The 12,481-nt window shown below is 53.9% G+C and carries 9 protein-coding genes; 8 read left to right on the plus strand and 1 reads right to left on the minus strand.

The window, feature by feature from the left end:
* The first annotated feature begins 148 nt into the window (after positions 1-148).
* The 8 genes from nifL (at position 149) to G461_RS23700 (ending at position 11,363) form a co-directional block, all read left to right on the plus strand.
* Positions 149-1,699: a nitrogen fixation negative regulator NifL gene (gene nifL, locus G461_RS23685; RefSeq protein ID WP_051333445.1), complete on the plus strand. Its 1,551-nt coding sequence runs from the start codon at positions 149-151 to the stop codon at positions 1,697-1,699.
* Entirely contained in the window at positions 1,699-3,243 is a 1,545-nt protein-coding gene (gene nifA, locus G461_RS0107975; RefSeq protein ID WP_035479773.1) for a nif-specific transcriptional activator NifA, read from the plus strand. The genes nifL and nifA overlap by 1 nt, the downstream gene beginning before the upstream one ends.
* A gap of 139 nt (positions 3,244-3,382) precedes the next feature.
* On the plus strand, positions 3,383-4,693 hold the full coding sequence (gene nifB, locus G461_RS23690; RefSeq protein WP_051333446.1) for a nitrogenase cofactor biosynthesis protein NifB: 1,311 nt from the start codon (positions 3,383-3,385) through the stop codon (positions 4,691-4,693).
* Positions 4,693-4,977 carry a 4Fe-4S binding protein gene (locus G461_RS0107985; RefSeq protein ID WP_026971455.1) on the plus strand — a complete coding sequence of 95 codons (285 nt, stop codon included), beginning with the start codon at positions 4,693-4,695 and terminating at the stop codon, positions 4,975-4,977. The genes nifB and G461_RS0107985 overlap by 1 nt, the downstream gene beginning before the upstream one ends.
* Entirely contained in the window at positions 4,970-5,626 is a 657-nt protein-coding gene (locus G461_RS23695; protein ID WP_051333447.1) for a nitrogen fixation protein NifQ, read from the plus strand. Before G461_RS0107985 ends, G461_RS23695 begins: the two co-directional genes overlap by 8 nt.
* A gap of 228 nt (positions 5,627-5,854) precedes the next feature.
* Entirely contained in the window at positions 5,855-7,927 is a 2,073-nt protein-coding gene (locus G461_RS0107995; RefSeq protein ID WP_026971456.1) for a metallophosphoesterase family protein, read from the plus strand.
* A 310-nt stretch (positions 7,928-8,237) separates the two neighbouring features.
* Positions 8,238-9,170 carry a phosphate/phosphite/phosphonate ABC transporter substrate-binding protein gene (locus tag G461_RS0108000; RefSeq protein ID WP_026971457.1) on the plus strand — a complete coding sequence of 311 codons (933 nt, stop codon included), beginning with the start codon at positions 8,238-8,240 and terminating at the stop codon, positions 9,168-9,170.
* Between the two features lie 36 nt (positions 9,171-9,206).
* Complete coding sequence (locus G461_RS23700) at positions 9,207-11,363, plus strand: putative bifunctional diguanylate cyclase/phosphodiesterase (RefSeq protein ID WP_051333448.1); 2,157 nt, start codon at positions 9,207-9,209, stop codon at positions 11,361-11,363.
* A gap of 3 nt (positions 11,364-11,366) precedes the next feature.
* Here G461_RS23700 and G461_RS0108010 read toward each other — a convergent pair whose 3' ends face one another.
* Entirely contained in the window at positions 11,367-12,275 is a 909-nt protein-coding gene (locus G461_RS0108010; protein ID WP_051333449.1) for an MBL fold metallo-hydrolase, read from the minus strand.
* Positions 12,276-12,481: the final 206 nt, after the last annotated feature.

The raw sequence follows: 12,481 nt of genomic DNA on the forward strand, positions 1-12,481 counted from the left end.
CAAAGCCGACAATCGCCACAAAAAGGACTGTGGAGTTTGTCACAAATCAAACAAGCTCGAACTAAACGGGCTTGTGGCACGGCTACTTCTCCATGCAGGAATACTGATTGCATTATCACTTTTAACTGGACCAAGGAGTGAGGATCCTATGAGTGATACGCAACACACAGAGCAAGCGTTGGACGATGGACTCGACAGCTTGTTTTCCCAGATGCCGTTGGCAGGGCAGTACCTGCAACTTTTGGCCCAGGCACCCGTGGCTATCTCGGTCACCGACCTTGATGCCAAGATCGAGTATGTGAACGCTAACTTCACTGAGGTGACCGGCTATAGCCTTGAGGAGATAAAAGGAGTCAACCACTCCTTACTTAGCTACAAGACCACACCCAAGGCGCTCTATCAATCACTGTGGGAGCAGATCCGCAAGGGCGATCGCTGGCAGGGCTGTTTGATCAACCGCCGTAAAAACGGTGAGCGCTATCTGGCCGACGTCACCATCGCGGGCCTGTTCGATGAGGGCGGCAAGCTTACCCACTATATGGGGATCCATCAGGACGTCACCGAAAGCCACGACCTGCAAACCCGCCTAAACAACCAAAAGAGCCTGCTGGAGGGGATCCTCAACGCCGCACCGGTGGCGGTGGCAATGCTCGATGAAGAAGGTCGGGTAGTGCTGGATAACCTTAGCTACAAAACCCTGGTGAGCGATTTTGAGCAAGAGCCCGCCGACCTAGTGCTGGAGCAGTACAAGCAGCGGACCCAAGGCTGTTTTGCCTTGAGTAACTGCAATCAGGAAGGCTGGAGTCTGAGCGTTAAGACCCCAGCGATGGCGCGGGAGCGCTGGTTTAGCTGTCAGGTATCGCGGCTACCGTTTCAGCGCTTCGATGTCGATAAGTTCTTCGCCAACACGCCATCGGATTACTACATCCTGACCATGACCGAGACCACCAAGGAGCAGCGGCGTCGCGAACACCAACGGATCCAAGAGTTGGCGCGAATGACCGCTGAGTCCGAGGCCCTGCACACCATGCAGGAGGCACTGCAGGCGGCGATTCATCAGATCCAAGGGCCGATCAACATGATTGATGCGGCGGTGAACTTCTTCTGTAGTAGTGGCCGCGCCTGCCCGCGGGTTGAGGCGATGAAGATCGGCGTTGAGGCGGGCAGCCAGGCCATCGAGCAGCTGCAGCAGGCCCTGCCGGAGCGTCCCCAGGAAGCCCGTCAGCCGGTCAACCTCAATCAATTGGTACACGACGTCACAGCGATTAGTAATCAGCGACTGCTGCAAGGCTCGGTTAGCGTGCAGCTCAAGCTGACTGGGGTGCTACCGTCGGTGACCGGGCAGGCCAATCGCTTGCGGGTGGCACTCAAGCAACTGCTCGACAATGCCATTGAAGCGATTGAGTTCAACAAGTGTGCCCAGCGGGAGATCGTGATCAGCACCATGGAATGCGATGGCGACCTGCAGTTTGTACTGGAAGACAGCGGGCCGGGTATCGATGAGAGCCTCAAGCTTAAGATCTTTCAGCCTTTTTATAGTACCAAGCCCATGACCAGTAGCGGTTGTCGCGGGGTAGGCCTGAGCATCGTGCAACAGGTGATCAGCGAGCATCGCGGATTGGTGCAGTTTCATCGTTCCTCCTTGGGGGGAAGCAAGGTAGTGATCTCACTGCCATCGGATCGTCAGGGAGGTGAGTGATGGTAACGACAGCAAATGCCTGCCCCAAGTTGGCCCAGCGCCATTTGGCGGCGCTTTATGAAGTGTGTAGCGTGCTGACCAGCAGTCTGGACTACCAATTGAGTATCGCCAAGGTGCTGGAGGTGATGCACGACAAGGCGATGTTGCAGCATGCGATATTGGCGCTGGTGGACGAGCAGGGCAAGCTGCTGGAGGTGGAAAAGGTGCATGCACCGGGCCGCGAACAGCAGATTAAGTCGATCCGCTACCGCAGCGAAGAAGGGATTATCGGCACCGTGTTCAGCCGCAAGCAGCCGATCGTGTTAAGCCGAGTCGAGAACGATATGCGCTTTAGCGACAAGCTGGACCTCTACTCGCTGGACCTGCCGTTTATCGCGGTGCCGCTGAGTAAAGACCAGCAGGTGATCGGGGTGCTGGCCGCCCAGCCGGAGGTGGCTGACCCAGAGCTGCTGGCCAACTTCACCCAGTTTATGGATATGACCGCCAGCCTGGTGACCCGCAGCGTGCTGCTGGCCAAGGATGTGGCGGTGCAAACCGACAACCTGCAGCAAGAGCGGGATCGCCTGCGCCGTAAGGTACGCAGCAACTATGGGCTGGACAGCATCGTTGGTCATAGCAAGGCTATGCGCCGGGTGTTTGAGCAGATCCGCTTGGTGTCTAAATGGGATAGCACCGTGCTGGTACGTGGTGAGTCGGGGACCGGTAAAGAGCTGATCGCCAACGCCATCCATTACAACTCGCCGCGCGCCGCTGGGCCTTTTGTAAAGCTCAACTGCGCGGCGCTGCCGGATAACCTGCTTGAGTCGGAGCTATTCGGCCACGAGAAGGGCGCCTTTACCGGCGCAGTGAAACAGCGCAAGGGCCGCTTTGAGCTGGCCGATGGCGGCACCCTGTTCCTCGATGAGATCGGTGAGATCTCGGCGGCCTTCCAGGCCAAGCTGTTGCGGGTGCTACAGGAGGGCGAGTTCGAACGGGTCGGCAGTGCCCAGACTCAGGTGGTGGATGTGCGCATTATTGCTGCGACCAATGTCAATCTGGAAGAATCGGTCACCGAAGGCGATTTTCGCGAGGATCTTTACTATCGCCTGAACGTGATGCCGGTTTATCCGCCAGCATTGCGCGATCGCATCGAAGACCTACCCGAGCTGGCCCAGTTTCTGTTGGAGAAGATCGCCAAGCAGCAAAAGCGTGAGCTGACTCTAAGCGATAGCGCGCTGCGGCTGATGATGAGCTACCACTGGCCGGGCAATGTGCGCCAGCTCGAGAACCTGTTGGAGCGGGCCTCGGTGATGAGTGAAAGTGGCCGCATCGACCAAGACCTGATCATGCTCGACCATATGGAGCCAATTACCATCAGCCGACCAAGTGCCAAAGTGGCCAAGGCTAATCTGGAGGATCCGGAGCTGGATGAACGGGAGCGGGTGATTGCCGCGCTGGAGCAAGCCGGCTGGGTGCAAGCCAAGGCGGCACGGCTGCTGAACATGACCCCGCGTCAGATTGCTTATCGCATTCAGGTGATGAACATCCAGATGCGTCAGCTGTAGCAAAGGCGACAATTGTCGATCATGGGGTCGACAATTGTCTCTTATAATCTGTTTAAGTTTATGAAAAATAAGGAAATAGATTGAGGGTATGTGAATTGCAACACAGCTATTAACCGTAATAGATGTTTGGAATTCGATTATGTCTCAATCCGCCTCTCAGTCAGCTTGCTCCGCATCTTTGCCGCCACCGAACATGAGTGCCGAACAGGCCGCACTGGTGGAAAAACACCCCTGCTTCTCCAAGGGCGCCCACCAGTTTGCGCGTATGCATTTAGCGGTCGCGCCAGCGTGTAACATTCAGTGTAACTACTGCAATCGCAAGTTCGACTGTAGCAATGAGACCCGCCCGGGTGTCTCCTCCAGCCTGTTATCGCCCGCCGCAGCGGTGCAGCGCTTTGCCAAGGTCAAGCAGCGCATCCCAGAGACCCAAGTGGTGGGGATTGCCGGGCCTGGCGACCCGCTGGCCAACCCGAACGCCACGCTGGCAACTCTGAAGGCGGTCGGGCAGCACGACGATGAGGTGCACCTTTGTGTCTCCACCAACGGCTTGGAGCTGGAGGATCAGTTACCCAAGCTTTTGGAGATAGGCGTTAAGCACCTCACCATTACCATCAACTGTATCGATGCTGCCATCGGCGAGCAGATCTACGCGTGGGTTTACTTCAATGGTCGTCGTTTGCGAGGCAAGCATGCGGCGCAAACCTTGATTGATCGTCAATTGAAGGGGCTGAAGTTGGCCATCGAGGCGGGTATGTTGGTCAAGGTCAATACGGTGCTGATCCCCGGAATCAACGATTGGCATATTGCTGAGCTAGCCGAGGAGTTGCAGCGCTATGGCGCCTTTGTTCACAACGTTATGCCGCTGATTTCCGACCCCGCCCACGGGACTTATTTTGGTTTGATGGGGCAACGCGGACCGACTGACGAGGAGTTGGCTCAGGCGCGCAGTGATGCCGGGGTGAGCATGGCGCAGATGACCCACTGCCAGCAGTGTCGCGCTGATGCGGTCGGAAAATTGGGCGAGCAGGTTAATGTCGATGAGATACCAGATGTGGTACCTGCCGAGCTGACAGTGGCCGTGGCCAGTCGCAGCGGCGAGTACATCGACCAACACTTTGGCTATGCCAAGTCCTTTGATTTGTACCGCATCGGTAAGGCTGGCGTTGAAGCACTACCCGCACGGGATATCGAGGCCTATTGCCGCGGCCAAAACGAGTGTGATGAGGACGAAGCCCAGCTGCGTATGAGCCGGGCACTGCATACCCTGGAAGGGGTGGATGTGTTGCTATGCAGTCGGATCGGCCTGCCGCCGCGCCAAGCCTTGCAAGAGGCGGGCATCTCGGTGAACACCGAGCTGGCGCTCAAGGCAACACCGGAGGCTCTAGAGCAGGTTCGCCAGCAGTTACTTGAGAAGAGCGCGCAAGGTTCCTGCGCTAAGGAGTGTGGCTAATGGCACTACGGATAACCCGCAGCTGTATTGGCTGTAACGCATGTAAACTGGTGTGCCCGCAAAAAGCGGTGGTGCGCGATGCCCACGGCTATGCCATCAATGCCCATCGCTGTGATGAATGTGCCAGCCAACCCAATCCGCCCCAGTGTGGTGAGATCTGCCCGATTGAATGTGCCATCGTCGACAACGAAGGGCGCGCCCTCAATCCATTGGGTAGCCTGACTGGCATTCCTTGTGAGCAAGAACAGGTGATTCAACTGACGGAGCTGGCAGGCCATGCTTAACTCACTTAACGATGAAGCGGATCCGCGCGCCAGCGGCGAGGTGATTCCACTTCACTCCGCTCAGTCTGCTAGCTCTCCGGCTAATAGTGCTCAGACTGAAGGCGCGCCAGAGCCACAGCAGTGGTTTCGCCAGATTGTCGCCGCCCAGCTACAAGGGCAGGCGGCATTGCCCTATGGTGTCGGGCTCAGTGATGGCGACTATCAACAGCTACTCGACTGGCTAGCCGTGCCCGAACTCAGCGAACTCAATCTGCAGTGGCAAGCCAGCTCTTCGGCCGGCCAGCGCGCTGAGCTGTATCAGCAGATGTGCCAATTAAAAGCCGATGAACTACAGAGCTTACGCGCCTTGCTGCTTGAGCATTGTCGTGACCATCAGGACCCGGCCAACCACTGGATGTTGGAAATTATCGTACACGCCTGCATGGCACCCTCGCACCTTTGGAGTAGCTTGGGCTTGAGCACGCGAGCCGAGCTCGGTGTGTTACTGCACCATTACTTTCCGGAGCTTGCCGCGGCCAATACCCAGCGTATGCGCTGGAAGCGTTTTTTCTATCGGCAGCTTTGCCAAAATGGGGGCGACTATGTCTGCCGGGCACCAAGCTGCGGCGAATGCAGCTCTTTTAGCGAGTGTTTTGCGCCGGAAGATTGAGTAACAAATGTTGTGTAGAAGTGCTTTACCAATAAGTAAATTAATACACTAAGGCAACAAACGGTCGCGCGTATTTATCACTGCTGCAACGCCGTTGGTGGTGTTATCATCGCTCAGATCAATTTTTGCCGGAATAATGCATTGCTAAATATATCTGTAGCAATTCATTAATCTAACTGTAATTTTTCCTTCCTAGATTGCACCTCGCTTAATTTTCGAGGAGTAATCATGCATTTTAAAATCAGCGCCCTTGCGCTTGCCAGCGCAGCTTTACTAAGTGGTTGTGGCAGTTCTTCTTCCAGCGATGACGGTGATCGTGGTGGACTAAAAGACCCAGTTAGCATCGCATTTATGTCGGATATTCACTTCCATGATGTGTATGCTGATTTTTCTACCGAGGGCGGAAACCAAGCCTTTGAAGGGCTGGTGAGCTACGAAGGCAACCCCAATGCGACCATTCGTACTATGGGCGCTCAGCTCGGCTCAACCCGATTATTCAACGAGAACTACTTCGCTTTGCGCGCTGCGCTAGACGATCTGGCTGAACGCGGCGTGAAGCTGGTAGCGATGCCGGGGGATTTCAGTGATGACGGCCAGCCGGTACACCTGCGCGGCATGGATAAGATGCTGCAAGAATACACCGACAAGTACGGAATGGAGTTCTTCGCAGCGCCGGGTAACCATGACCCGGTTCGTCCTTTCGATCACGAAGCCGGTAAAAGTGACTACCTAGGCGCGGACTATCAGAATCAAAATATCCGCAGTTTGGGTCACGGTGACTGCCTGAGTGGAAATGAGAACACTATCTGTACTCATGAGGTTATCCACCAAGGTATGGGCAATGTGATGACTGACATGGGCGCCCACGGCTTCTTCCCGAAACAAGAGTATGCCTACTTCGAGACGCCATTTACCAGCGAGGCGCTACGCGACGACTATAGCTTTGATTTGGCTAAAGAAGAGGCTGCGCTGGCTAACCGTCAGCATGAGATCTGCGCAGACGGTACCGGTGGTGATTACAATACCGCTAACGATCGCGGTGTGTGCTCTATGCAGTTTGATGCCAGTTACTTAGTTGAGCCAATCGAAGGCCTTTGGGTGCTAAGCCTCGACTCAACCGTGTTCTTACCGAACGACTCTGCGGCGGTAAACCCAGAGGATTCGGGATCTTACAGCGGTGCTCAAAACAAAGGTTGGGACCACGTATTCAGCCACAAAGAGTACTTGGTTGACTGGATGCAAGATGTCGTTATTCGCGCTGAGGAGCAAGGCAAGAAACTGGTGACCTTTAGCCACTACCCAATGGATGATTTCTACGGCGGCGCGTATGAGGTGGCAGAAGACTACTTTGAAAGCGTTGAAACCAACTTCCTGCAACATCACCGCCTACCTAGCAATAGCATCAGCGAGCAGCTTGCGGCTATGGGCATCAAGCTGCACGTGGGTGGACACATGCACTACAACACTACCTCCACGGTAAGCAGCGAAGGCAACACCTTGGTGAATATCCAGGCGCCATCGCTAGCGGCTTATGTGCCAGCTTACAAACTGGTGACGCTGGATAACAGCGACATTATCGAGGTGGAAACCGTGGTAATGGATGATGTGCGCGATTTTGATCAACTGTTTGAGCACTATCGCTTGGAGAAGGCCGCTGGTGCGACTTGGAACGAGCGTGTACTAAGTTCTCGCTCTTACGTTGAGATGAATGATTACCACATCATGGGGCTGGCTGAGGGCTGGGCCAGTCGCTGGCCGGGTGAGACGAAGCACATGATCGAGCATATCAACGGTCGTCAGATGATGATCTTGTCGCAACTGGAGACGGATATCACCACCTGTGAGCTGGCTTCAGTTATTGATCTGCCAAATACTGATGCTTGTGCTTTTAACAGCAACATCGGTGATACCTTCCGCCAAGATTGGGCGAATGCCACCTTGAAAGCCGAAGCTCTCGCGCTTGAGAATGGCATGCACTTGCGTGACTTTGTATGGAGCGGCATGGATTTGCTGACCGACTTCTATCGCTTGCGTAACGCCGACGAGCTGGCCATCAAGGTTGGGCAACTCACCGAAGAGAGTGTAGCGCAATACGCGCTGGTATCGGGCGCGCTGCGCGATATGGATGTCAGCGTACTGGAAGATAACCACAACCACCCAGTGGGCGAGGTGTTCAAGGAGCAGTTCGGTGTGATCTTCACCATCTTGGAAATGCTCTACAACCGTGCACCATCGGATAACTTCCTGATCGACACGCGCAGCGGTGATGTGATGGATATGAGCGGTAACGTGTATCGTTAGATAGATGCTAAACAGAGTTCTGCTTATTAGTAGAATCTAATGTTCGTGAAATCTAAGCCCTCGCAACCCTGTGAGGGCTTTTTCGTTACAGCTCTTTTAGCCTATTAATTAATAAAAAAGTAGTTATGTCAGGCTAACAAACTGATTAAAAAAGGTTCTCTTTAATGTCTTTACACTCATTAAGGCGCTTTGCGAAGCATGGTTTCATTTAACTCGCTGAAAACGCAGGTTTGCAGCGCCACGGCGGTTAAGACTTGAGCCGAATGGACTATATCTTTAGTAGAGTGAAATTTAGTCAAAGGCAGGTGGCATGAGTAAGCAGTATCAAGTATTAGCCGTAGTCATCAGTTTGTTTTTGTTGTTTCCCCCATCCGCGTACTCTGCCAAGTCCGATGATGCAACGCTAGTTTTGGGAGTCATTAGCACTAACCCAAAGAAAGCGGTAAAACGCACAACCCCTTTCGCAAAATATCTGGTATCGCAGCTACAAGACCATGGCGTTACTCAGTCCAAAGTGATGGTAGCGACTAACCTGGAGCAAATGGTTCGCTGGATGAAAGCGGGCAAAGTCGACATGGTGTCCGATACAGTGTTCTCTGCGGTGACTCTGGTCAACGAAGCTGGCGCTGAGCTGCTGGCGCGTCGCTGGAAAAGTGGGGTGGCGGAATACAGTAGCGTGTTCTTCTCAAGGCAAGACAGCGAGATTCAGTCGTTCGATCAACTACTTGGCAAGACGGTGGTATTTGAAGACCGCTATTCAACCAGTGCCTATTTTGTCCCCGTTATCATGTTACTAGAGCAAGGTTTCACCCTGTATGAGCAGGCCTCATTGCGTGATATGCCACCTGCTGATTCGATTGGCTATGTGTTTGTTGACGAAATTTCCTCGTCCAGCGGTGAGGTGAACATGTCGGCGTGGGTGTTTAATGGGCAAGCTGCTGCTGCAGCATTTAGTAACCTGGACTGGGAAAAAGAGATCCCACCGGCAATGCGCCAAGAGCTTGAAATCTTCGCTTCCTCTATTGCTATTCCCCGCGCACTGCAGGTGGCTCGACCTGGTTTGACGGTCGAGCTTAAACAAGCATTAACCGAGGTAATGCTCTCAGCACACTTGGATGAACAAGGGCAAGAAGCGTTGAGTCAATACAAGAAAACCGCCCAGTTTGATGAGCTTGACCAAGCCGTTCAAAACAGTATCGATTGGGTCGAGAAAGCGGCGCCGTTGTTAGAGCAGCTTTACTAGTCTCATGTGTAAGGCTCGGTAGAAGAGTATCAACTTATGAAGCTAAAAGGGCGGCTAACGGTATACAGCATACTCTCGTCCTTAGCTGCCTTGATTCTATTACTGATAGTTCAGTTATATATCTTCAAACACCATGCACAACATTTACTTAGTCACTCGAGTAAAGATGTCAGCAGCAGCCTGATATCTCAGTTGGAGCAACGGGCACATTACACCTTAGGTTACCTTTCAGAAGCACTGATTAACCCCATCTACCTGTTTGATATGGAGGGTATATTTGACCTTCTTGAGCCAGCACTTAACTCAGAGGAAGTCATTGAGGTGGTTGTGTTCTCAGCTGAGGGAACCATTATTCACAATGGCCAAGAGGTCATGCAGGCCTACGGTAGTCCATTTGAGCAGCCAGAGATACTGAACACAGTATTGCAGGAACAGCAGCACTACCACCGCCTCGCTGAGAATACTCTTACGGTTGCAGACCCGCTCTACATAGGTGATGAGTTGCTGGGCGGCCTGAGCCTAAGCTATTCGCTAAAAACCATTAATCAAGATATCGCCGACACCGCCAATATTATCGCCCGGATCAACGAAGGCAGTATTCGCGATGCTCTGTTAGGGTCTTTGCTGGCGGTAGTGGTGGTAATGGTGGTCACTGTTGTATTGTCGGCGTGGCTAGCGAGTGCCTGGAGCCGCCCGATCCTCGCCTTGGTCAAACAAGCCAAATACATAGGGCGAGGAGATTACTCAAGACCCAACTGCGTTAAGCGCAGTGATGAAGTGGGAGAACTGGCGACCGAGATTAATGCAATGAGCACGAATCTGAAGGAGCGCACCGAGCAAGTCGAGTTCTTGGCCTATCACGATGCGCTCACCGAGCTACCCAACCGTTTGCGTTTTATTGAGTTTGTTTCTGGGGTGATTGAGCAAACACAGCACAATATTGCGGTCATCTTCGTCGATCTTGACGAGTTTAAAGCGGTCAATGATAACTATGGCCACCGAGCGGGGGACCAATTGCTTTGTGAAGTGGCTAAGCGGATTGAACACAACTTACGGGCCAGCGATATGGTCGCATCGGCGCTCAATATGCGGGATGAAAGCTGCGTGTTGGCGCGAGTGGGAGGCGACGAGTTTCTCTTGTGCATTCCCGACGTGGAAGATGTGCTGCAACTCGATGTTATCGCCGGACGCATTGTGGATGTACTCACCAAAGGCTTCATCTTGGAAGATAGCAGCGATGAGGTGTTCATCGGCTGTAGTATTGGCATCGCGTTATCGCCAAATGCTGGCACAAGCGCCGTTGAGCTGATAAAGAATGCCGACATTGCCATGTATGCAGCCAAGAGCGCGGGTAAAGGCACCTATCGCCACTTCAATCAGCAAATGGGCGATGCGGTTGCCCGCAAAGGGCTGTTGGAGCGAGAGCTTCACAAAGCGCTCAGTGATTGCCAGCAGTTTTCCCTGTTCTATCAGCCCTTGCTCAGTTTTGAGAGCCAACAAGTGATTGGCGCTGAAGCCTTACTGCGTTGGCAGCACCCGAGTTTAGGTATGGTGCCGACTGATGAGCTAATAGTGATTGCCGAGGCCACAGGTTTGATCATCCCACTGGGTGAGTGGGTGATTGAGCAGGCGTGCCAGCAGCGGCAGCACTGGGCTAGTCAGGTTGATGATGATTTTTATATTGCAATCAACCTATCGGCTAAGCAGCTGAGCCGCGAGCATGCTGCGACAAGCTTTGCTGAAAACTTGGAGCGTTTCGGCCTACAACGTCATTGGTTGCATGTTGAAGTTACCGAAAACTCCCTGCTAACCGACGAGCAGCGGGTAATGGACAACTTGGTGGAGCTTCGCCATCTGGGGATCCCGGTTTGGTTGGATGACTTTGGTACCGGATACTCTTCGCTGAGCTATTTGCGCAAGTTTAAGGTCGATGGCTTGAAGATCGATCGTAGCTTTGTCGCCGACCTATGTGAGGATGAGGTCGATCGCGCCCTGTGTATTGCCTTGATCCGCTTGGCTGAAAGCCTACAAATAAGCGTGGTGGCAGAGGGGGTTGAGAACATTCAGCAGAGCAACATCATGTCTCAAGCGGGCTGCGATATTGCACAAGGCTATTTCTTTTCCCGGCCCATTCCGGCTGAACAGTTTTTGGCGTATTACCGTCAGCCGGGGGTGGAGAACGTGCGAGGCTAGCGGCTAATGCCCCATGGCGTTTAGCAGCTGCATGGTCATCTTCTCGGTAGTGATAAAGCCCCAGCTCCAGTCGCCTTCGTAGCCCTCAAGTGGATTGAGTTCCATGATCTGCTGCGGGGTTTTTCCTTCATCCAGGTGTTTTTGCACGATCTCGCTAGTCTCCACCAACATGCTGTTGGCGCGCTGCAGGTCGTCACGCTTGGCTACCGGGCCGTGGCCGGGCACCAAGATGGTGTTGTCATCAGACAGGGCAATGATGGTCTGCTGGGCGGCGATATAGCCTTGCAGGGTGCCACCGCCATCTAGGTCGATAAACGGAAACAGCCCGTTAAAGAACACGTCGCCGAGGTGGATGATATTGGCGTCTTTAAACACTACTGCGGAGTCGCCACTGGTGTGGGCGGCGGGCAGGTGGATCATCTCGATATTGTGGCCATTGAGGTGCAGGCCCAAGGACTCGGAGTAGGTGATCATCGGCTGACCGGTTTGCTCAACCGGGATATTGCCACTGAGCGAGCGGATGCCGTGCTCGGCCAGATAGGCGCCCAGGTTTTCGTGGGAGACGATCTGCGCCCCGGCCTTGCCGAAGGCTTCGTTGTTGCCGATATGGTCGGCGTGGAAGTGGGTGTTAAGCAAAAAGCGCATTGGCGCGATCTTCATCGATTCCAGGGTTGAGACCAACAGGGCGAGGTGATCGGGCAGGGCATCGTCGATCATCACACTGCCTTGCTGGCCGTCTAGCACCACGATATTACCGCCGGTGAAGCCGCCCTTACCGGAGAGCATGTACAGCTTAGGGGCGAGCTCTTGGACCTCGAAGCTGACCTCGTTGGCGCGCAAAGGCTGGCTTAGCAGTAGCCACAGGCAGCTAATCAATAGGGCAGCGATCGGTAGTCGTCTGATTCCTTCCATGTGTTATTCCTTTTTTGTCGGTGGATGGCTGAGACTGCGCCATGGGTGTTTAGCAAGACTACAGTTAACGCGGCTAGGGCGATCACTCGCTTAGAGCCGGACAAGCATCTTGAGGTTGCTCGGGTATAACCACCAAGTGTAGGCGATGTGGCCGCGCTTATATCTTAGCGAGCCGAGACAGCGGTATCGTGGCTGTGGCGTTAGGG

Origin of the sequence: Aliagarivorans marinus DSM 23064 (assembly GCF_000429485.1) — a bacterium.
Classification (GTDB): Bacteria; Pseudomonadota; Gammaproteobacteria; order Enterobacterales; family Celerinatantimonadaceae; genus Aliagarivorans; species Aliagarivorans marinus.